Origin of the sequence: Psychromonas sp. L1A2 (genome assembly GCF_009828855.1) — a bacterium.
Classification (GTDB): domain Bacteria; phylum Pseudomonadota; class Gammaproteobacteria; order Enterobacterales; family Psychromonadaceae; genus Psychromonas.
The window spans coordinates 1747828-1770901 of the sequence record NZ_WUAG01000001.1 but is presented as its reverse complement, the minus strand read 5'-3'; the positions used below and the strand labels follow the sequence as shown (position 1 = coordinate 1770901).

Genomic DNA, 23074 nt, shown 5'->3' with positions numbered 1-23074 from the left:
CCTTATTACTTTTAAAATTCAATGAATTAATATCAACTCTTTCTTTTAAACTGCAAAAGTTGATGTAAATAGTGTGATTAATTTGCCAGTTTAGTTAGCTTTATACAATAAAAAAGGAGCGATTAGCCCCTTTTTTATTATTTTAGTACGCAGTTTATTGAAAATGTAAATAATGATAGTCATTATTTTAATAAGATTAACAAACCATTACTTTAAAAACATACTTTACTGCCAGCCTTCAATACCTTTCATATCAGGTAGTTGATGTGCAATTCCTTTGTGGCAATCTACGCAGGTTTTATCTCCAGAGGCAAGCGCTGTTGAATGCTGGCTTACACTACGTTTACCTTGTTCACTGAAGTCCATATATTCAAATTGATGACAATTACGACATTCTTGTGAATTATTTTCTTTCATTCGTTGCCATTCACGATTTGCTAAATGGGCGCGGCGTGCTTTAAATTTCTCATCAGTATCGATTGTCCCCATTGCAAATGCGAACAACTCTTTTGATGCTTGTACTTTACGTACAATTTTATCAGTCCATTTATGTGGTACATGACAATCAGAACAAATAGCACGTACTCCTGACCGATTAGAATAGTGAATCGTTTCACGAATTTCTTTTACGATAGGTGCATGACAACCTGAACAAAACGCTTCTGTATTAGTCGCTTCCATCCCGGTATTAAATCCACCCCAAAAGATGATCCCACCTAAAAACCCGATCACTAGAATAAAGCCAAACGAGGCTGTTGAAGGTGACTTCATAATCACCCATAAACGCTTTAATAGTTTAAGCATATTTTGTGCTCCTGCTTAGCGTAATGAATCAACCGGGGTAAATGAATTATCTACTAACGGTTTAGCATCTGCTTGTGTTACGTGACACTGTAAGCAGAAGTAACGACGAGGTGACACATCTGACAATGTTGTACCTTCACGAGTAATAAAATGTGTGACGCTCACTTTAGTTGCGCCCATTGCACCGGCATTTTTAAAACTGTGGCATGACAAACATTTGTTGGCGTTCAAATTGACCTGATAACCTCGAATGGAGTGAGGAATTAATGGTGGTTGTTGCACATAGTTTCGATCAATCAAATGCTGCTCACGGGGTACTTTTTTTAAAGCTTCTGCTTTATTTACATCTGAAATTTCGACTAAACCACGTAATGAAGGTACGCCGCCATTATTAGTCAAAACAATCTCCTCTGCGCTAAACACAGTAGGTGAAGAAAATGCGATGATAGATGCAGTGAAAATCGCTGTTAATATTTTTTTCATACTCTTTCTCCATTTTGTTACAACTGATATGAATAAGTTATCAGCTATAACAAAGTGCGCTAAATTTAAATAAGTGCTGAATCGTTTAATTAAGCGACATTACAAATGCCGCATTTAATTAGGCTTTTTTTGTGATTTTAACGGCACATTTTTTATAATCAGTTTGTTTTGATAGCGGATCAGTTGCATCAAGCGTTATCTTGTTTGTTAACTGTTTTGCATCAAACCAAGGCATAAACACTAAACCTTTAGGTGGACGATTACGTCCACGAGTTTCAACACGAGAGGTTAATTCTCCACGTCTTGAAGCCATTACAATTTCATCACCGCGGCGCAAACCACGTTGCTGAGCATCATCTGGATGCATAAACACCACTGCATCTGGAAAAGCTTTATACAGTTCAGGTACACGTCGAGTCATAGAACCTGAATGCCAATGCTCAAGTACACGCCCAGTGCTTAACCATAGGTTATATTCTTCGTCTGGCGACTCAGCTGGTGGCTCATAAGGTAAAGCAAAAATAACCGCTTTTTTATCAGCATGCCCATAAAACTGATAACCTGTTCCTTTTTCTACATAAGGGTCAGAACCTTCTCTGAAACGCCATTGTGTTTCTTTACCATCCACTACAGGCCAACGTAAGCCACGTTCTTCGTGATATCTATCATAAGGTGCTAGATCATGACCATGACCTCGACCAAAACTTGCATACTCTTCGAATAAACCTTTGTGAACGTAAAAGCCAAAATGACGTGCATCATCATTTAATTGATCATCTTTAATTTCATCTAAGCTAAACGCATCAACATGACCATTTCGATACAGTACGTCGTACATGGTTTTGCCTTTCACTTCTGGCATTTTAGCGATCAAGTCTTCGCTCCAAACCTCTTCAATCTTGAAGCGTTTTGCAAACTCCATCATTTGCCATAAGTCAGACTGCGCGCCTTCAGGGGCTTTAACTTGTTGATGCCATACTTGTGTACGACGTTCGGCATTACCGTAAGCCCCCTCTTTTTCAACCCACATTGCGGTCGGTAAAATAAGGTCACCTAGTTGTGCTGTTACCGTTGGATAAGGGTCAGAGACCACGATGAAGTTTTCTGGATTTCTGTAGCCCGGTATAACTTCTTCATTAATATTGGCAGCTGCTTGTACATTGTTATTACACATCACCCAGTAAGCATTCAATTTGCCATCTTTTAACATGCGGTTTTGTAACACAGCATGGTATCCAGGTTTTGCAGGAATAGTCCCTTCTGGTAATTTCCATATTTTTTCTGCTATAGCACGATGCTTAGGATTATTAACAACTAAATCAGCCGGTAAACGGTGCGAGAACGTACCCACTTCACGAGCAGTACCACAGGCAGACGGTTGACCCGTTAGAGAAAATGGACCAGACCCAGGTTTCGATATTTTGCCTGTTAATAAATGCACGTTGTACATTAAGTTGTTAGCCCATACACCACGAGTATGTTGGTTAAAACCCATCGTCCAGTATGACGTTACTTTGATGTTTGGATCGGCGTATATTTTTGCCAGTCTAATTAATTTATCAGCTGATACTCCTGACATTTTCTCAGCATACTCAACATCAAACTCAGAGACATAATCAGCAAACTCTTCAAATGACATTGGCGTAGATGCGCCAGAATCTGGATTTTTAGCCGCCGCTTGTAATGGGTTAGTTGGACGTAAGCCATAACCAATATCTGTTGTCCCTTTACGGAAGTTAATATGCTTTTTAATGAAGTCTTTATCGACTGCATCATTTTGAATAATATAATTTGCAATAAAATTCAGGATTGCTAAATCAGTTTGAGGCGTAAATATCATGCCGTTATCTGCAAGTTCAAAAGAACGATGCGTATAAGTAGACAACACATGCACACTCACATCAGGGTTGCTTAAACGACGATCAGTTAAACGCGACCATAGAATCGGGTGCATCTCCGCCATATTTGATCCCCATAATACAAAGGCATCGGCATTTTCAAGATCATCATAACAACCCATTGGCTCATCAATACCAAAGGTACGCATAAACCCACCTACGGCAGACGCCATGCAATGACGTGCATTAGGATCTAAATTATTACTACGAAAACCTGCTTTTAATAATTTACTCGCTGCATAACCTTCCATTACGGTCCATTGACCCGAACCAAACATACCTACTGACGTTGGCCCTTTCTTTTTTAAAGCGTCTTTAAATTTTTCAGCCATGATCTCAAAAGCAGCATCCCAAGAGATTGGTTCAAACTCACCTTCTTTATCATATACACCATTGGTCATACGTAGTAATGGTGTAGTTAAACGATCTTTACCGTACATTATTTTAGAAAGGAAATAGCCTTTTACACAGTTCAAGCCTCTATTCACTGGTGCTTCAGGGTCTCCCTGTGTAGCAACCACTTTACCATTTTGTGTTCCGACTAAAACACCACAACCTGTACCACAAAAACGACAAGGCGCTTTGTCCCATTTAATTTTAGTGGCATCTTTACTGGCAATGATATTGCTCGCAGAAACAGGTAATGCAATACCTGCAGCCGTTGCAGCAGCCGCCACTGCTTGTGCTTTCATAAACTCACGTCTAGTAAATTTCATTGTCCTTCCTCGCTGTTGTTTTGCGTAGATTGTTCAAACTCATGGTAAACAAGACTCGTATGTACAACGCCGTCTATGTCATTAATATTGTCAATACACTTCATTATTTCTCGTTGGTTTGCAGCTTCTATCACCACTATGGCTTTGCCTTTTTCAGTGACTGTTACCAACTCCGCTTGTGGTGACTCTTGGATACAAGCTTTAAGATCCAATATTTTTTCAGGCCTCACATGTACAATTAAGCTCGATATGTGTAATTCATCTGTTCTCATCTACTTTCCTTATCGACTTTCTTCACCTACTTTTCTCATCTATTTTCCTCAATGCTAATTGCACTGGTTGGACAAGGTGAAAAGCAGGCTCCACAACCATTACATTTATCTAAATTTATTTCTGGAACGGCATTAATGCCAATTTGAAAACTTAACGCTTCCGCCGGGCAGCTTTCCCCGCAACTTCTGCAATAAACATTCTCAAATGCTAAACAGGCATGACTTATCACTGCTTTTTTATGCCAAGCTTGCTGAGTTGTTGCTACAAAAACATCTTCCTGACAACTTTCAGCACATTTGCCACAAAAGGTGCACTCTCCCAATGAAAAATCAATCACAGGAAAACCGCCATCTCCTTTAACAATAATATTTTCAGGGCAATTTGTTATGCAGCTTTTACATTGAGTGCAGTTATCTAAAAATTGTTGTTTATCATCAATCCAAGGCATTAAATTATTAATGATAAGCTCAGATTTTCGACGAAATAAATTACGTTTTTGTATATCAACCATAGGTATAAAATAAATGTTAAATTAATGTAAAATAAGATAAGTGTAACTGTAGCAGAACTATTTTTAGAAGTGAGGCTGATTGAATGTTGCTTGATTTGGATCAACAGAATTTATGAGGTTTTTAGACATCCTCCGCAAAAGCGGAGAATTTATAAGCAAATGAGTAACTAACCGCCAATAGATGCTAAGTGAGGGGTACCGCCAGTTAAGCCTAAATCAAGAAAATGAGAGGATTTTTTTTCTTTTAAAGCGGCTAAAATGGTTGATTTTAATTCAACTTTATCCGCACTATTTTGTAACAAATGACGAAGATCAACACCATCTTCCCCAAATAAACAAAGGTGTAATCGTCCAACAGCAGAAACGCGTAATCGATTACAATTATCACAGAAATCTTTACTATAAGGCATGATTAAACCAATTTCACCTAAATAATCAGGATGGGAAAACACCTCTGCAGGGCCATCATTGGCATGACGTTTTTTTTGAACCCATTGTTGACTTAACAATACATCTTTAATGCTTTGACCTGATAAATGATAACGATTAAAAAACTCGGCATTATCGTCTGTCTGCATTAACTCAATAAATCGGAGTTGTATTGGTTGTTGTTTTATCCAGGCTAAAAATGTACTCAGGTCATTATCATTTAACCCTTTCATTAATACACTATTCACTTTGACTTGTTCAAAACCAGCGCTAATACAGGCATCGACACCTTCCATTACTTTGTGAAAAATATTTTTACCGGTTATAAGGTTAAAAGTATTAGCATCTAGGCTATCGATGCTCACGTTAATAGCGCTTAATCCAGCTTCAAACCAATGCTCTGCATGTTTACTTAAATTAAACCCATTGGTTGTAGTGACTACCTTTTTAATACCGTCAGTAGTGGCTATCTGCTCGATGATATTGGGAAAATCTTTTCGTAAACTTGGTTCTCCTCCTGTAATTCTTACTTTACTTGTGCCTAGTTCCGCAAAAGCATTAATGAGGTTTTGTATTTCATTTTGTGATAGAAATTGTTTTTGATGAGTACGTTGGTAGCCATCTGGTAAACAATAATTACATTTGAAGTTACATTCATCAGTAATTGATAAACGTAAGTATTCAAATTTTCGATGATACTTATCTATTAATTGCATGGTCAGTTCCTTTCCAAACACGGGAGGCAAACCCATTTCTAGGTTTACCCTTCTTAACTAGTTGTAAGTTAAGCGGCATACATCGCATATTTAAAATAATATGTTAAAGTTAGCGATATATGCTCGGAGCTAAATTAAATATAAATGACTTAAACCTCCTTTTAAAGGAAACTCAATCAACATGTTAATCATTATTCTTAACTATTTATGAAAATTAATCTACTATTTCATTCACTTTCTATTACTAAGGTGATTACAACAATCGCTTTACTGATATTGATAATATCAGGGTCTCATATCTTTATTTTTCTGACCACAACTCATAGTCAAAATATTAATAGAGAGGCAATTAAAAACTTAGTTGTGCTTAAAAATGAAGCTCAAAGTTTTATCAATGCAAAGAAGCTTGATAGAGAGGCTATTGTTGTTTCATTTAATAAATTTTCTCCTACTCTTGCTAATAAATTATTAGAAAATAAATTCTTTGATGTTAGCCATATCTATACAGCAAATACAGACTTGAAATTTGAGTTGTTAACCCTTCAAGAAAAATTTCCAGAACTTTCTGACCAACAGTTATCTGCAAAACTGGCACTATTAGTTGGTAATATTATGTTAGCAGTTCAACAATATAATATTTTATTAGAGAAAGAAGCTTCAGTTATCTTCATTTCTGAAATAGTTGTATTTTTGTTTATATTACTTATCTCATTATTTTTATTAGTTTATTGTAGGCGCTATATTGTTACGCCATTAAACCAACTAGAAGACAATGTCAGTTCAATTTCTAACCACCATTTTAATGTTGAGTTTTTAGATCATAGTAATGAAATTGGAGTATTGTCCACTGGTTTAAAAAGCATGTCAGCCGAACTTGAATCTTTAATTGCTGCAATGCAAAAGAAAGTATTTGATAAAAAAACAGAATTAGAAAGTGCCAATGAAAGCATTCAATTTCTATTCAATATTTCCCAAAAATTAAGTACGGTTAAATTAACACACCCTATTATCATAGAAGCATTAAATGCTTTAGCAAAACAGACTACTTTAACCAAGTTGTGTTTAGAGTTAGTTAATGGCGTCCAGATAGACAGTGATTATGGCTGTGCAACTGATGATAAAAATTGTAAACGTATCCCTATCATTATCAATGGCGAACCTTATGGTTATTTAAATTATATTCAAACGGTATCAACAGATGAAAATACCTCGATTATTGTTAGCTTTAGTAGTTTGCTTGCTCGCGCTTTATATCAAGAAGAATATAGTTTACAAGAACAGAAGTTATTATTGATGGATGAACGTGGGGTTATTGCTCGTGAACTTCATGACTCTATTGCACAAGCACTGTCTTTTCTTAAAATTCAATGCACTGTTTTAAATCGTCAAATCGATTCAAATACAGACAGTGAACAAATTAAAAGTTCAGTTAGTAATATTAAAGAAGCCGTCACAGATGCTTATGTACAGCTTCGTTCTTTATTATCTACTTTTAGATTAAATATTAGCGTATCTGATTTTAAAGAAGCGGTATTAATTATGATATCTCAGTTACAAAAGCAAACGACGGCAAAAATTCAGTTGGGTTTGTTTGAATCTAATTTCCAAACTCATGCTAATCAACACATACATTTGTTACAAATAATAAGAGAAGCCATAATAAATGCGATGAAACATGCAAATTGTGACAATATTGTTGTTAATTGTGTGGTTATAGACCAAAAACTTATCACACAAAAAGTTATCATTACTATTTGCGATGATGGCGTAGGAATAGAAGAAAAGCCTGGTAAAGAGAATCACTATGGCATAGAAATTATGAATCAACGCGCAAATGAACTTAATGGTGTATTAGAAATCAAAAACTTACCCATTGGTACAGAAATCAAACTTATATTTGAAATTTAGCTTTTTACCAAAAAATCATTTATATTTCACTTTTATTATTACTTTTAATTTACATTAATACTAAGCAGTATATGTAATTTAACTATCACCCAGTAAAGGAATCACAAATGAGCAATGTATCTACCGTTATTGTTGTTGATGACCATCCCCTTATGCGTAAAGGCATTACACAACTATTAAGTATTGATCCGAACTTTGTTGTTATCGATGAAGCAACCAATGGCATTGAAGCTGTCAGTATGGTGAAGAAGCAACATCCAGACATGGTGTTATTAGATTTAAACATGAAAGCCGTTTCCGGTTTAGAAACGCTTAAAGCGTTACGTAATGATGGTATTACTAGTAAAATTGTTATCTTAACTGTATCTGATGCGAAACAAGATGTTATTTCCTTAGTTAATCAAGGCGCGGACGGTTATTTATTAAAAGATACCGATCCTGAAATTTTACTTGAAAGCTTGCACCGTATTCAGCAAGGTAAATTAGTGGTAAGTGAAGGCCTAACACAGTACCTAGACTGTTTGGATCAAGAAAATAATATCAGAGAAAAAATAGCCACATTAACGCGTCGTGAAAACCAAATTATGGAAGAAATTTCACGCGGGTTAAGCAACAAAGAAATTTCTGAAAATCTCAATATTTCAGAAGGCACTGTAAAAGTACATGTTAAAAGCTTACTTAAAAAATTAGCGATTAAGTCTCGTGTTGAAGCGGCCGTTTTATTCTTAGAACAACCTAAGTAATAAATGCTCAACATGAAACAGTAAATCTGTTTTATGAAATAACATATAGCGATATTGTCGCAGATAAATAACCTTTATTTTGGTAAACTTCCGAAATAAAGGTTTTTTGCTTTTGTTAGTTTACTACTCTGCTTGTTAATGCACCGAGAACACAAAAAATTTATGCTTTCAGACTCACTAAAAAAAGAAATTCGCACTAATTATGAGCTTATAACTCAAGCATTACCGCAATTTAAAGCGCGTAAAGCTCAAAACTATTTAGTTGCCGAAATAGCAAAAGTATTAGCGGGTAACTATGATAAGTCACGTCGAATTTTAGTCGCGGAAGCTGGAACAGGTATCGGTAAGTCTTTGGCTTATATATTAGCGGGTTTACCTGTCGCATTACGACTCAATAAAAAACTTGTTATTTCAACGGCTACCGTTACATTACAAGAACAGCTAATTAGTAAAGAACTTCCTTTCTTTCTTCAGCATAGCGATTATAAATTTACCTTTACGCTCGCAAAAGGCAGGCAACGTTATTGTTGTGAACATAAATTACTAAACCTACAAGCTAACGATCCTGAACAAACGCTACTTTTTACTGAAAAACCACAAATCGGTGATAGTGAATTATTAGCTAAATTAAAAAATGCTTATTTAGATGGAAAATGGAATGGCGATCAAGATAGTTGGCCTACACCTATTCCTCGACGTATTTGGCAACAAATCATTTCAGATAAACACAGTTGTAAAAAAGCATTAGCAAATCACCGACAATGCCCTTTTCATCGCGCTCGAGATAACATCAACAAAGCAGACGTTATTGTGGTTAACCATGCTTTATTGTTAGCGGATTTAGAATTAGGTGGCGGCGTTATTTTACCCGATCCAGATGCTTGTTTTTACGTATTAGACGAAGCACATCATTTACCAAAAATTTCACGTGATTTTTCAAGTGCTAATGTCAATATTAAAACCAGTCAGGATTGGCTGAAAAAAATTAAACAAGTTAGCACCCATGTTAATCGCGTAGTACACCGTCAAACGACCATCACGCCAGGTATTAATATGCTAGAAAGTGCTAACGAAATGGTTAATGACTTAAAAAGTATCGAGTTATACTTTAGGAATAATCCTCCTAATTACAATAAATCAAACCAATACCGTTTTTCGATGGGTGAAGTACCACAACCAATTGTTAATGCGTTAATTAGTTTAAAAGAAGAAACTAAGAAATGTTTAAGTGCGGTTAATAAGTTATCTAATATTACGTCTGAAGAATTAAAAGATGCTAGCATTAAGTTATCAGATGCTGAACCCATTTTAATTGAAACTGGGTTTTATATTCAACGCTTAGAAAATCTGGCTGCATTATGGAAAATGTTATTAAAAGACCGCGCAACAAATCAAGCGCCTATTGCTGCATGGATAAATAACGAAAATGATGGATTTACACTCTGTGCTAGCCCATTAGAAGTGGGTGGTTTATTAGAATATATGCTCTGGTCACAAGCCGCTGGCGTTATTTTATGCTCTGCAACGTTAACCTCATTAAACAGTTTTGATTACTTTATGCGTCAAGCCGGTTTAAAAAACAATGATGGCACTCAATACTTACGCTTAAAGTCGCCATTTGACTACCCTGCTATCTCATTAAATGTGGCGAAAATGAAGTACGACCCAACAGAGAAAGGGTTCGATAATGAATTAATCGATAATATTGCCCAACGTGTGGAAGACAAAGCCGGTAATTTAGTGTTATTTGCTTCTTATTGGCAAATGAACTTAGCCGCTGACAAGTTACGTCGAAAGTTTCCAACGTCTTTGTTAGTACAAGGTGAAACATCCCGTACTAAAATGATCACAACGCATAAAAAGAACTGTGATCAAGGATTAACCAGTATCTTATTTGGTACAGGTAGTTTAGCTGAAGGTTTAGATCTTCCTGGCCATTACCTAACCAACCTAATGATTACTAAATTGCCCTTTGCTGTCCCAGACTCACCCGTCGAAGAAGCACACGCAGAATGGATAACCTCAAAAGGAGGTAATCCCTTTATGCAAATAACTATCCCAGAGGCCAGTAAAAAATTAATACAGTCTTGCGGTCGATTAATTCGTAAAGAAGAAGATACAGGAAAAATTACTATTTTAGATAAGCGAGTTATTACCAAACGATATGGCAAAAGTTTAATTGATGCGCTTCCTCCTTTTGCTTTAAACGTAGAGAAATAAAATGACTGAGTTTGCATTAGATCCAAGTAGTTGGATGCTATTAGCATTAGTAGGGCTAGCAGCAGGATTCATTGATGCCGTTGTAGGCGGTGGTGGCATGCTAACCGTTCCTACTTTATTAAGTGTTGGTTTACCGCCACACTTAACCCTAGGCACAAATAAACTATCTGCAAGCTTTGCATCAGGCACCGCTGCTTTCACTTATTTTAGGAAAAAATTATTTGATCCCGCATTTTGGAAACAATGTTTTTATAGTACTTTTATTGGCGCATTATGTGGCACAATTTTAGTTAATTATATTTCAACGGCATTTCTTAATAAATTTCTACCTTTGGTTATTCTAACGGCTGCTATTTATACTTTATTTAGTCGAGTCAAAGAAATTGATAATTCAGTACTACCCGAGCAAAATACTTTACTGAGAATTAAACAACGAATCCAAGGGTTTGTTTTAGGTTTTTATGATGGCATATCAGGCCCAGGTACTGGTGCATTTTGGGTTATTTCTAATATGCGCTTGTACCGTTTGAATATTTTGTTATCCAGTGGTATTGCGAAAGCGATGAACTTTACCAGTAATTTTGTTTCACTGTTAATTTTCATCTACTTTGGTCAAGTCAATTGGTTTATCGGTTTAACCATGGGTGCCTGTTTGATGTTAGGTGCTTTTATTGGCGCGCATTCAGCTATCTATTTCGGTGCTAAATTTATTCGCCCATTGTTCATTATTATTGTGTTAATAATGGCTATTAACCTTGGATATAATGCATGGTTCAGTCAATAGACTTAAAACATTTAAACGCTTTGTTTGAACAACTGGAAACGCTGAGTTCACGTTGTCGGGAATGGGATAATAAAATCACTTTATCAGAAAATAAGTCATTTCGTTTTGAAGTACATTTATTCAATGCGAGTAGTTTAACCTTGTCTGGTTACTGTCAACAAATCCAAACCACTTTTGAACATTTAACACATGTTATTACCAAAGAGATGGGTAATACTATTATCAACTATGAATGTGAAAAGTTCATTAATCAGTTTTCAGCTTTATTAAATATTGTTAATCAATTAGATGCAGGTAAAGCAGAGGGATTGTATAAACGCTACTCCACACAGCAAGAAAAAGTATACCAACAGTTACAACGCCAATACCAATATGAAAAAAGGTTGTTAGCCATGATAGATGAAGAAAATACCCTTTATCGAGATGCAACGAGTGCACACAAAGAAATACATAAAACCAGAGTGGGCGTACTCAAAGAACGTTATCAAAAATGTAATGAGTTTACACAATCCTTAGAGTTTAAAATGGAAGCATTAGATAATGACTAATACCCAACAAGAAACATTAAGTGGCTTAGAAGCTGCTCCTAATGAAATAAAACTAGCAGTAGATTTAATACAACTACTGGAAGAAAATGAATTACCACTAGAAACAACGATTCAAGCATTGGAAATTGTATTAGCAGACTTTAAAAATAAGCGAACTATTCAGAATAAATGAAACGTTTAAAGCGAGACTTAGAAAGTAGTCATTAGAAATTAAAAGCTAAAGCTAAAACTAAAAGTAAAAGTAAAAGTAAAAAGGAGAACTATTGTTCTCCTTTTTTATAGGCTTACCGTTATTACAGTCACTTATTGCAAGGACTTAATTGGTAGTGTCCTAGGCAGGTTCAAGCTGAAGCTTAAACTTTACGCCAAGTTGTGCCGTTAGCACCATCTTCAAGTACTACATTTAACGCCGCTAATTTATCACGTGCATCATCTGCACTAGCCCAATCTTTATTGGCCCTTGCTGTATTACGTTGAACGATTAACGCTTCTATTTCAGCTGCTTGATCGTCTGAGCCACTATCACCTTGCAAAAATTGATCGGGGTTTTGTGTTAATAATCCCAGTACGTTAGCAAATTTAACTAACATACTTGCTAACTGTATTGCTTTGTCTGCGTCGTTAGATTTAACTCGGTTAAGCTCTTTAGCAAGGTCAAACAATACAGCCAATGCTTCAGGTGTATTAAAGTCATCGTCCATTGCTTTAACAAAACCTTGATAAAACTTACTCTCTTTAACGGTCTCATCTGACGTTGTAATGTCAGTAACATCAACATCGCGTATTGCAGTGTACAGACGCTCTAGGCTTGCTCTAGCTTGCTTTAAATTATCTTCAGAGTAATTTAATTGGCTACGGTAATGACCAGAGATTAAGAAATAACGCACTGATTCACTGTCATACACATCTAATACATCTTTAATCGTAAAAAAGTTATTAAGAGATTTAGACATTTTAACTTTATCGACTTGTACCATACCTGAATGCATCCAAGTATTAACGTATTGACCGTGATGTGCACAACATGACTGTGCAATTTCATTTTCATGATGTGGGAAGCTTAAGTCCGAACCGCCACCATGAATATCAAAGACTTCACCTAAGTGTTTTTTATTCATTGCAGAACATTCTATATGCCAACCAGGACGCCCTTCTCCCCATGGAGATGACCACGCTGGTTCACCAGGTTTAGCCATTTTCCATAAAACAAAATCAAGCGGATCGTGTTTACTGTCTTCTACTTCAACACGAGATCCAGCTTGTAGCATTTCTAGATTTTGTCCGCTTAATTGACCATATTCAGGAAAAGATGAAACAGAGAAAAGTACATCGCCCGATTCAGCAACATACGCATGATTTTTAGCAATCAATGCTTCTACCATTTCTATGACTTCAGGCATATGGTCAGTTACACGAGGTTCAATATCTGGTCTGATCATATTTAATGCATCAAAATCGGCATGCATTGCATCAGTAAATCGAGCGGTTAATTGGTCGCAAGTTTCACCATTTTCATTTGCACGTTTTATTATTTTGTCATCAACATCGGTGATATTACGAATGAAATTTAAATCGTATCCACTGAAGCGTAAATAACGCGCAACGGTATCAAAAGCGACAAACGTACGGCCATGACCTATATGACAATAATCGTAAATGGTAACACCACACACATACATCCCCACTTTGCCTTCAACAAGGGGTTTAAATTGTTCTTTACTACGGGTTAGTGTGTTATATATTTTTAACATTTTCCATCCAATGCGATTACTGTAAAAAGGTTTATTCTAACCTGCTAAAGTAACAAATTCACGCTTTGTATTTGTGAATTAACAGCTTAAATAAAATGAAAGCATCAACTGCTCAACTATTATGCTACAAAATTAATATTAACCAAGTATGAAAGACAAAAGTTAACGATTTCCCTTGAAAAATCATCACTCAATTACGATTAATTTTAACAGGTAGGATTGACCATCTTTTTAATTTCATTGGTATTAAGGTACAATAAGGCTCTTTTTAGGATAGGATTTTATAATGATTACTTTACATACAAATTTTGGCGACATCACATTAGAAATGAACGAAGAAAAAGCACCTAAAACGGTTGCTAACTTTATTAAATATGCAACAAGTGGCCATTACGACAATACCATTTTCCACCGTGTCATCGATGGTTTCATGGTTCAAGGTGGCGGTTTTGCACCAGGTATGGAAGAAAAAGATAGCCAAAAACCAATTAAAAATGAAGCAAATAACGGTTTATCAAATGTGAAGTATTCTGTTGCAATGGCTCGTACGATGGAACCACATTCAGCTTCAGCACAATTTTTCATCAATGTTGGCGATAACAAATTCTTAGATTTTAAATCAGAAACGACTGATGGATGGGGTTACTGTGTATTTGCTAAAGTAACCGCAGGCGAAGATGTAGTAGATAAAATCAAAGGTGTTGCAACAGGTAACGCACATTACGTACATCAAGATGTGCCACTAGATGATGTTGTTATCACTAGCGTTACAGTAGCGTAGTTATTATGCGCACTTTATTCATTGCAGATTTACATCTCAGCGAGAATCATCGTCATATAACCGATGCCCTTTTTGCTTTTCTCGAAAAAGAAGCAACCAATGCAGAAACACTTTATATTTTAGGTGATATGTTTGAGGTATGGATCGGAGATGATGAACATACACCTTTGATGGATGAAGTTGCGCAAAAGCTCACTAGTTTTGCTAAAAAGAATAATGCGAAGATATTCTATATACACGGTAACCGTGATTTTATGATCGGTAAGCATTATGCAAAACAAGCTTCAATGACATTGTTACCTGAACACACTGAAATAGATTTGTACGGTACAAAAACATTAATTATGCACGGCGACACGCTTTGTTTGTTCGATAAAAACTATCAACGTATGCGCAAAGTGATTCATAATCCCATATTACAATTTATATTTAACTGTTTACCGTTAAAGTTGCGTAAACGTATTGGATGGAAAATTCGCACGGCCAGTCAATCTAAAAAAGTGTATAAAAATACTAATATGATGGGGGTAACAGAGCAAGAAGTTACTCGCTTAATGGAGTTTCATGGAGTACAACGTTTAATACACGGTCATACCCATCAAGCTTTTGTCCATGACTTTACCGTCAATGAACAAGCAGGACAGCGTTTTGATGTAGGCGATTGGTATACAAATTTAAGTTTTGTTGATGCGAATTCTGAGGGAGTCGGGTTAGTAATTCTACCGATAGATTATTATCAACAATAAAAGATTGAATAATTTTATCTTGAATAGCTCATTACTAATGCTGTAAAAAAGTTGTTTTAAGAGTTAATTTATCATCAATACAAATTAACTCTTACGACACTTTTCCTTAATATAGTCCTTTAATATAAGCCCTTAATATAGGTCCTTTAATTAAATACTTATCTTTCTTTTAATAAACGACGTAATACTTTTCCGACATTATTTTTAGGCAACTCGGTAACAATTTCTATTTGTTTAGGCTGTTTATAGCGCGTTAGATACTTAGCACAATGTGTTTTAATAGTTGTAACAGTCACTTTATGATCATTTAATACAACGAACAATTTAACTCTTTCTCCCGTTGCTTCATCTTCAATACCAATAACTGCCGCTTCAAGTACTCCGTCCAATTGAACCACTATATCTTCTATTTCATTAGGGTAAACATTAAAACCAGACACTAATATCATGTCTTTTTTACGATCAACCAAATACAGTAGCCCATCTTCATTAAACAAGCCTATATCACCACTTTTAAACCAACCATCATTAAATGCATCGTCGGTTTCGCCAGGGCTATTCCAATAACCGACCATGACTTGCGGACCTTTAATTTCGATTTCACCGACACTATTAACGGTATCGACAATCTCATTTTTATCATTTATTAATCGTAAATCAGTCCCTGGCATAGGAAGCCCGATAGACCCATCATGTACATCGACATTATAAGCATTAACACTAACCATCGGTGCACATTCAGTTAATCCATATCCTTCAATCACTGTACTTCCTGTGACTTCTTTCCATTGCTTAGCAACCTTTGTTTGAGTTGCCATCCCACCCGCTAACGTAATTTTTAAATGAGAAAAATCAACGGTATTTATTTTAGGGTGATTTAATAACGCATTAAACAATGTATTAAGCGCAGTAAAGTAAGTAAATCTATATTTACTCAAGGTTTTAATGAAGGTATCTAAGTCGCGTGGATTGGTAATGAGTAAGTTGGTAGCGCCTCTTTTAATAAAGAACAGGCAGTTCACGGTTAACGCAAAAGCATGATAAAGAGGTAATGCAGTAACAATCATTTCTGTTTCTTGCTCAATGGTTAAGCCAAAGACTGCATCTGCTTGTGCAAGGCTTGCAGCCATATTTCGATGAGACATTACAGCGCCTTTAGATAACCCAGTTGTGCCACCGGTATATTGTATAAATGCGATGTCATCCAAGTTAATAACAGGACGAATATATTGACCTTTTGCGCCCTCTTTTAATGCATTCCTATAACTCTTTGCACTTGGTAACTTAAATTTAGGCACCATTTTTTTTACGTAAGCGACGATAAAGTTAACAAATTTACGTTTCATCAATGGCAATGCATCACCAATTTTAGTTAGCACCACATGTTCAATGTCTGTCTCTTTAACAATACTTTCTAATGTCTGTGCATAATTAGAAACGATAAATATGGCTTTAGCACTGGAGTCGTTAAGTTGATGTTTTAATTCTGAGGCGGTATATAAGGGATTTACGTTAACAGCGACTAAGCCTGATCTTAATATTCCGAGTAGAATAATAGGGTATTGTAAAAGGTTTGGCATCATTACTGCAACACGATCACCCTTTGATAATTGAGAGGTCTGTTGAAGGTAAGTCGCTATATCGCGGGATTGTGACTCTAATTCTCTGTAAGTTAACGTTTCATCCATATTGATAAAAGCAATGTGATCTGCATATTCATCGAATGAGTGTTCAAACATATCAACCAAGTTGATCAACGTGTTTTCGTTTATTTTGCTATTAATACCAGGTGGGTATTTATCTAACCAAGGTTTAAACATAATCAATTCCTACTAAAATAAAAAAGCCGACTATAGAAGTCGGCTTTATTTTAATACCGAACAATTATCTATAGATTGGCATAATCCAAAGTGATGTGGCCAGCTTCAATTAAAAATGAATCAACAGGTTCAAAATCATCAGGAAGATCATCTAATGATTTAACTTCTTTGAGTCCAGCACGTTTAAGACGCTCGTTAGTTCGTTTTAAGTTATCAGTTTCATTTGCTTCTCGTTCAGCAACACGGTCTTTTTCAACTAATGAAATACTCGTTTTATCTTTTTCAAGTAAATATTCATTGATATCATTCGCTAAATAACTAAATTCAATTTCGTTTTTAATACGTTTCTTATGATCTAATGTTAACTCTTTTATTTTTTCTTGCAGATCATCTACTTTTTTGTATTTTGCTGATTTAACATTATCCCACGGTAGCGCGTTCTTCGCTAAACTTTCACCTGTATCTTTAGGGTCGATCGCAGTTGGGAAAGTAATATCAGGAATTACCCCTTTATTTTGTGTACTTCCGCCATTAATTCGATAAAATTTTGCAATCGTATATTGGACTGACCCTACAGCATCTTGATTTGTATCGTAATAACGAGCGATACGACGATGTTGTTGCACAGTACCTTTACCATAACTTTGCTCACCAATAATAATAGCTCGACCGTAATCTTGTAGTGCAGCAGCGAATATTTCAGAAGCAGATGCACTATTACGATTAATTAATACGGTTAAAGGACCATCGTAAGAAATGGAATCATCATCATCAACTTGTACTGATATTTGTTGGCGACTGTCTCTTACTTGTACAACAGGGCCTGTTTTTATGAATAAGCCCGTTAACAATGTTGCTTCACTTAATGCGCCGCCGCCATTGTTACGTAAATCAATCACAATACCTTTAACGTCTTTTTTCGCTAATGCTGCTAATTCGCGGTCAACATCTTCACTGAGGTTAATATAGAAACTTGGGATAGTGATAACACCAATATTCTCACCATCAATCACTTCAACTGATGATTTAGCTTCTCTATCTTCAAGATGAATTTCTTCTCGAACAATATTGATTACTTTATTAATATCACCGGCTTTTCCCGATAAAATTTGTAATTGCACTGTCGTGCCTTTTGGCCCTTTAATCAGTTCAACGATATCATCTAAACGCCACCCAACAACATCAACAATTTTTTCGCCTTTTTGGCCGACACCAATTATTTTGTCATTTTTTGACAATAGTTTAGATTTATCCGCAGGACCTCCAGGTACTAGGCTGCGTACAACAGTGTAATCATCTTCAAGTTGTAAAACGGCACCAATACCTTCCAAAGAAAGGTTCATTTCCATTTTAAAACGTTCAGCATTACGAGGAGATAAGTAACTTGTATGAGGTTCAATTGTGTAAGCATAGGCATTCATGAAGGTTTGAAAAACATCTTCACTTTCTGTTTGCGTCAAATGCTTAAGTGCATAATTATAACGTTTAGTTAATAACGTTTTAATTTCTGGCCATTTTTTACCCGACAGCTTTAATGTTAGCGCATCTGACTTAACACGAGTCTGCCATAACAAATCAAGTTCAGCTTTGTCTTTAGGCCACACGGCATCACTTCGGTCATATTGATACTCTTCATCTGTATCGAACTTAATCTCATTATCTAATAAAGATAATGCATAATTAAAACGTTCAAAGCGACGAGTTAAATTAAGTTGGTAAATTGAATAGATAGAATCCAATTGACCAAATTTCAAATTATCATCAAAGGTAAATTGATATTCTTTCATATCATCAATATCACTTTGCATAAAAATTTGTTTATTAAAATCTAATTGTTCAATGTAGCGGTCAAATACCTTGGCAGATAATTCATCATCCAAAGGAATATATTTGTAATGAGAGCGACTGAATAAGTCACTCACTCTTTTCGCCACTTTTGCATGTTGAGATTCTTGCTTCAACTGTGGGATATCTTTTATGGAGATACTATCGGCGGCGGAAAATGCCACCCCAACAAAACATAACTGAGAGAGAATTAATGCATGACGAAAGAGTTTTTTCATTAAAAAGACCTTTTATACGATTAAATGCTTAGCTTTAACTTTCACAACCATTCCTGAGTCTAGTTGTACTTGTACTTCTTCTTTTAAAATTTCTACTACGGTTGCTGAAACAGGTGATTTACCTAAAAGAACTTTGACTGACTGTGCCACTTTTAGTTCATTATGATTAGCTTCTTTATATTGGCTTAAGTCGATTTCAGGCTTTTTAGCTGCTTTTTTAGGAGCCTCTTTTTTACGGCTTGGAACAGAGACTTTCTTAGCAGCACGGGCTGGTGCTTTATTTGCATCTGTTTTCTTTTTATTAGCAAATGCTTTTTCTTTACTTTCTTTTAACGATAACTGAGCGTGATCAGCATGTTCTTGAGAAACTTCATCACCTTCGACGCCATCTAAGTCAACACGTTTAACACCTGCTTTAACACAGTGAAGATAACGCCAGCTCATCGTATATTGACGTAAGGCACCTCTAAGCTGTGTTTTACTTACACGTGGTTCGTTTTCTAAACGAGCCGCTAATTCTTGGAATACACCAATTTTTAATGGTTTTGCAGATTCTGAACCAGCGATGAAGCAAGCCGGAAATTGTTCTGTTAAGAAGGCAATGATTTGTTTGTTATTTGTAAACTTTTCTGTGATTTCCATGTAAAACCTAATATTTAAAAACGATGTTGAAAGATATCCAGAGTAAATCTCTGATTATCATTAAGAAAATTACTGGGTAGTATAGTGTTGCGTTTATTAAATGTGAACCGAATTATTGTCATAGGAACCTATTCACGTCAATTTATTGATATTAATTATGAATAGTTAAGGTTTATCAGCTTCTTCTACACCTTTTTTATAAAAACAAGTAGTATATTTACTTCAATTTTTCGATATTACGCCTTCATTATTACTTAAGAGAGACAGATGAAACCAGAATTATTATCGCCAGCGGGCACTTTAAAGAACATGCGGTATGCTTTTGCTTACGGAGCTGATGCCGTTTATGCAGGTCAACCACGTTACTCTTTACGCGTACGAAATAACGAATTTAATATCGAAAAACTACAGATTGCCATTAATGAAGCGCATGCTCAAGGTAAAAAACTGTATGTAGTTTGTAATATACAGCCTCATAACTCTAAATTAAAAACTTTTATTCGCGACATGAAACCTGTTGTCGATTTAAAGCCAGACGCTTTAATTATGTCAGACCCAGGATTAATCATGATGGTACGTGATGTTTTTCCTGATATACCCATTCATTTAAGTGTACAGGCTAATGCTGTCAATTGGGCAACGGTTAAGTTTTGGTATCAACAAGGTATTGAACGCGTTATTTTATCACGTGAGCTTTCATTAGATGAAATCGAAGACATTCGCTATCACTGCCCTGAAATTGAAATTGAGGTCTTTGTACATGGCGCATTATGTATGGCTTATTCAGGACGCTGTTTATTATCTGGTTATATTAATAAACGCGACCCAAACCAAGGTACTTGTACTAATTCATGTCGTTGGAAATATGATGCGCATGAAGCCAAAGAAAATGAAACGGGTGATATTGTCGCCATCCAGCCTGCTGAGCCTACGTTAGGCAGCGGACAAACAACAGACCAAATGTTTTTATTACAAGAACAAGGTCGTCCTGGTGAATATATGCCAGCATTTGAAGATGAGCACGGCACTTATATTATGAACTCAAAGGATTTGCGTGCTATTCAACATGTCGAACGTCTTTTGAAGATGGGAGTTCATTCCTTAAAAATCGAAGGCCGTACTAAGAGTTTTTATTACTGCGCACGTACCGCTCAAATTTATCGTAAGGCAATGGATGATGCGATAGCTGGACGCCCTTTCGATCCATCATTAATGAGCTCTTTAGAGAATTTAGCACATCGAGGGTACACTGAAGGCTTTTTAAGTCGTCATACACATGATCAATATCAAAATTACGATGTTGGTTATTCAGTGAGTGATACACAACAATTTGTGGGCGAAATAATGGGACGTAATGCTCAAGGGCTTGCTGAAGTTAACGTTAAAAACAAGTTTTTAGTGGGTGACAAACTAGAATTAATGACACCACTGGGCAACATCAACTTTAAACTAGAAGAGTTACATAACCGTAAAGGTGAATTAGTCGATGTCGCACCAGGTTCTGGCCACACTTTATATATTCCAGTGCCAAAAGAAATTGATTTAAACCACGGCTTGCTAATGCGTAATCTTGTTCAGGGTAACGACACCCGTAACCCACATTCTAAATAATATGGTTTGGTTATAAAATGGCACTGCTAATAGAAGATAGCTGCATCAACTGTGATATGTGTGATCCAGAGTGCCCCAATGAGGCAATCACCTTTGGTGCAGAAATATATGAAATAAACCCAGACTTGTGTACTGAATGTGTGGGTTTTTATGAAAAGGCTACTTGTGTTGCTGTTTGCCCCATTAACTGCATTATCGTTGATCCAAACAATAAAGAATCACAAGAACAGTTGTTAGATAAATTCGCTAATTTATACGTCAATTAACTGTGTCGTTAGCTGCTAAATTTACACAAGGCGATATCTCCGAACATATTATAAAGATGGCACTTACCAATGTTATTGGATTGAGTGTCTTTTTTGTCGTTGATCTGGTGGATATTTATTTTATTAGTTTATTAAATCAACCTCTCCTTTTATCAGCAATTGCATACGCTGCTGCAATTCTGTTTTTTACCACCTCTATAACCATCGCCATGATGATTGCAAACTCAGTTGTAGTAGCAAGGTTGATTGGTCAACAGCATTATCAACAGGCTAAACAAGCAGCAATGACCTGTTATATGATCACCTTTGCTATTAGTTTGTTGGTTAGTTTTATTATTTTTTATAATGCTAATACATTATTAACGTTATTAGGTGCCCAGGGAAACGAATTACAATCAGCAAAAGATTATTTAAACATTACTCTTATTGCTACCCCCATTGTTGCACTAGGCATGCAAATAAATGCAACATTACGTTCGCTAGGTAAAGCTAAATTAGGCATGTATTGCACCATCACTGCTGGTGTGGTGAATATTATGCTTGACCCTTTATTCATTTTTTATTTTGAGCTTGATCTTAAAGGGGCTGCTTTCGCTTCATTAATTGCTAAAAGTACAATGTTATTACTGGCAATATATTATTTATTGGTCAAAGCCAAATTTATAACTCGGATTGGATTAGTCGATATAAAAAAACATAGCCGATTTATTTTTAAGGTAGCTATTCCGGTTTCGCTAACACAGATTGCAACACCCCTTAGCCAACTCTACATTACCTATGAAATAGCTAAATTTGGGGCAAGCTTTGTAGCAGGTTGGGCTATTATCAGTAGATTAATACCTGTTGTATTTATGATGTTATTTGCAATGCCCGGTGCAATTGGTCCAATTATCAGCCAAAATATTGGGGCAGCACAATTCAAACGTGTCAGAACAACATTAAATCAATCTCTTAATTTTATTATTAAATATGTGTTTGTATTAGCCTTAGTACTTTCTTTGTTGCAAGAATATTTGGTTACATTATTTAATGCGCAGAATGGGGCTGCCATCATGATTCGATTTTTCTGCCAATACATTAGTATTAGTTTTATTTTTGTCGCCATGAATTTAGTCGCGATGTCATTTTTGAATAATGTTGGATCCCCCAAATTAGCCAGCATGCTTAACCTCGCTAAATTGTCCTTGGGTACTATCCCATTTGTAAGTATTGGCGCCTATTATTATGGCGCACAAGGAATACTGATAGGACAAGCATTAGGTAGTGTTGTATTTGCTTTAATTGCAATTATGCTATGCTATCAAATACTGCGTAAATTAGATTATAATTAACTCAACTGTCATGCATTTGTTGTGTTAGTT

General features: G+C 35.8%; 21 protein-coding genes and 1 riboswitch. Of the genes, 11 read left to right on the top strand and 10 right to left on the bottom strand.

All coding sequences use genetic code 11. From position 1 onward, the window contains the following. Positions 1–225: 225 nt before the first annotated feature. From GQR59_RS07615 to moaA, 6 genes are all read right to left on the bottom strand, one after another. Complete coding sequence (locus tag GQR59_RS07615; RefSeq protein WP_025563132.1) at positions 226–804, bottom strand: NapC/NirT family cytochrome c; 579 nt, start codon at positions 802–804, stop codon at positions 226–228. 15 nt (positions 805–819) lie between these two features. After that, a complete protein-coding gene (locus GQR59_RS07610) occupies positions 820–1287 on the bottom strand; it encodes a nitrate reductase cytochrome c-type subunit (protein ID WP_160061386.1) in 468 nt (155 codons plus the stop codon). Between the two features lie 118 nt (positions 1288–1405). Then, positions 1406–3901: a nitrate reductase catalytic subunit NapA gene (gene napA / locus GQR59_RS07605; protein WP_160061385.1), complete on the bottom strand. Its 2496-nt coding sequence runs from the start codon at positions 3899–3901 to the stop codon at positions 1406–1408. Further along, positions 3898–4173 (bottom strand): chaperone NapD, encoded by a 276-nt coding sequence (locus GQR59_RS07600; protein ID WP_160061384.1) that lies wholly within the window; start codon positions 4171–4173, stop codon positions 3898–3900. The genes napA and GQR59_RS07600 overlap by 4 nt, the downstream gene beginning before the upstream one ends. 35 nt (positions 4174–4208) lie before the next feature. Further along, positions 4209–4685 (bottom strand): ferredoxin-type protein NapF, encoded by a 477-nt coding sequence (gene napF / locus GQR59_RS07595; protein ID WP_160061383.1) that lies wholly within the window; start codon positions 4683–4685, stop codon positions 4209–4211. A 167-nt stretch (positions 4686–4852) separates the two neighbouring features. Then, on the bottom strand, positions 4853–5830 hold the full coding sequence (moaA, locus tag GQR59_RS07590; protein ID WP_160061382.1) for a GTP 3',8-cyclase MoaA: 978 nt from the start codon (positions 5828–5830) through the stop codon (positions 4853–4855). Continuing rightward, a riboswitch (molybdenum cofactor riboswitch) is annotated at positions 5821–5971 on the bottom strand. (Overlaps the previous gene by 10 nt.) 222 nt (positions 5972–6193) lie before the next feature. On the opposite strand from moaA, the gene GQR59_RS07585 reads away from it, so the two are divergent. The 6 genes from GQR59_RS07585 to GQR59_RS07560 all read left to right on the top strand — a co-directional run bounded on the left by GQR59_RS07585 (position 6194) and on the right by GQR59_RS07560 (position 12205). Beyond that, entirely contained in the window at positions 6194–7738 is a 1545-nt protein-coding gene (locus GQR59_RS07585; RefSeq protein ID WP_236546685.1) for a histidine kinase, read from the top strand. Positions 7739–7845: 107 nt separating this feature from the next. After that, positions 7846–8481, top strand: coding sequence for a two-component system response regulator NarL (narL, locus tag GQR59_RS07580; RefSeq protein ID WP_160061380.1), 636 nt, complete (start codon positions 7846–7848; stop codon positions 8479–8481). A gap of 162 nt (positions 8482–8643) precedes the next feature. Further along, the gene (dinG, locus tag GQR59_RS07575; RefSeq protein WP_160061379.1) at positions 8644–10701 is read left to right on the top strand and encodes an ATP-dependent DNA helicase DinG; all 2058 of its coding nucleotides are present in this window, start codon (positions 8644–8646) and stop codon (positions 10699–10701) included. 1 nt (position 10702) lies between these two features. Next, on the top strand, positions 10703–11485 hold the full coding sequence (locus GQR59_RS07570; protein WP_160061378.1) for a TSUP family transporter: 783 nt from the start codon (positions 10703–10705) through the stop codon (positions 11483–11485). Then, positions 11470–12033, top strand: coding sequence for a primosomal replication protein PriC (gene priC / locus GQR59_RS07565; protein WP_160061377.1), 564 nt, complete (start codon positions 11470–11472; stop codon positions 12031–12033). The genes GQR59_RS07570 and priC overlap by 16 nt, the downstream gene beginning before the upstream one ends. After that, positions 12026–12205, top strand: coding sequence for a DUF2496 domain-containing protein (locus GQR59_RS07560; protein WP_160061376.1), 180 nt, complete (start codon positions 12026–12028; stop codon positions 12203–12205). Before priC ends, GQR59_RS07560 begins: the two co-directional genes overlap by 8 nt. Before the next feature lie 181 nt (positions 12206–12386). Here the strand turns inward: GQR59_RS07560 and cysS are convergent, their stop codons facing one another. Continuing rightward, entirely contained in the window at positions 12387–13784 is a 1398-nt protein-coding gene (cysS, locus tag GQR59_RS07555) for a cysteine--tRNA ligase (RefSeq protein ID WP_160061375.1), read from the bottom strand. A gap of 286 nt (positions 13785–14070) precedes the next feature. Here cysS and GQR59_RS07550 point away from each other — a divergent pair, with 286 nt between their 5' ends. Together GQR59_RS07550 and GQR59_RS07545 are read left to right on the top strand one after the other, a co-directional pair. Beyond that, positions 14071–14565 carry a peptidylprolyl isomerase gene (locus GQR59_RS07550; RefSeq protein ID WP_025563144.1) on the top strand — a complete coding sequence of 165 codons (495 nt, stop codon included), beginning with the start codon at positions 14071–14073 and terminating at the stop codon, positions 14563–14565. Positions 14566–14570: 5 nt separating this feature from the next. Further along, positions 14571–15311 (top strand): UDP-2,3-diacylglucosamine diphosphatase, encoded by a 741-nt coding sequence (locus GQR59_RS07545; RefSeq protein WP_160061374.1) that lies wholly within the window; start codon positions 14571–14573, stop codon positions 15309–15311. Positions 15312–15469: 158 nt separating this feature from the next. Here the strand turns inward: GQR59_RS07545 and GQR59_RS07540 are convergent, their stop codons facing one another. The 3 genes from GQR59_RS07540 to proQ all read right to left on the bottom strand — a co-directional run bounded on the left by GQR59_RS07540 (position 15470) and on the right by proQ (position 19836). Further along, the gene (locus tag GQR59_RS07540) at positions 15470–17131 is read right to left on the bottom strand and encodes an AMP-binding protein (protein WP_160061373.1); all 1662 of its coding nucleotides are present in this window, start codon (positions 17129–17131) and stop codon (positions 15470–15472) included. A gap of 68 nt (positions 17132–17199) precedes the next feature. After that, positions 17200–19194 (bottom strand): carboxy terminal-processing peptidase, encoded by a 1995-nt coding sequence (gene prc, locus GQR59_RS07535; protein ID WP_160061372.1) that lies wholly within the window; start codon positions 19192–19194, stop codon positions 17200–17202. Between the two features lie 12 nt (positions 19195–19206). After that, positions 19207–19836, bottom strand: a complete 630-nt coding sequence (gene proQ / locus GQR59_RS07530) for an RNA chaperone ProQ (protein WP_160061371.1) — start codon at positions 19834–19836, stop codon at positions 19207–19209. A gap of 267 nt (positions 19837–20103) precedes the next feature. Here proQ and trhP point away from each other — a divergent pair, with 267 nt between their 5' ends. From trhP to GQR59_RS07515, 3 genes are read left to right on the top strand one after another with little or no spacing between them, the layout of a single operon-like run. Further along, positions 20104–21447, top strand: a complete 1344-nt coding sequence (trhP, locus tag GQR59_RS07525) for a prephenate-dependent tRNA uridine(34) hydroxylase TrhP (protein ID WP_160061370.1) — start codon at positions 20104–20106, stop codon at positions 21445–21447. A 17-nt stretch (positions 21448–21464) separates the two neighbouring features. Further along, positions 21465–21713, top strand: coding sequence for a YfhL family 4Fe-4S dicluster ferredoxin (locus GQR59_RS07520; protein ID WP_160061369.1), 249 nt, complete (start codon positions 21465–21467; stop codon positions 21711–21713). Positions 21714–21715: 2 nt separating this feature from the next. After that, positions 21716–23044 carry an MATE family efflux transporter gene (locus tag GQR59_RS07515; RefSeq protein ID WP_236546684.1) on the top strand — a complete coding sequence of 443 codons (1329 nt, stop codon included), beginning with the start codon at positions 21716–21718 and terminating at the stop codon, positions 23042–23044. The last annotated feature ends 30 nt before the right edge of the window (positions 23045–23074 follow it).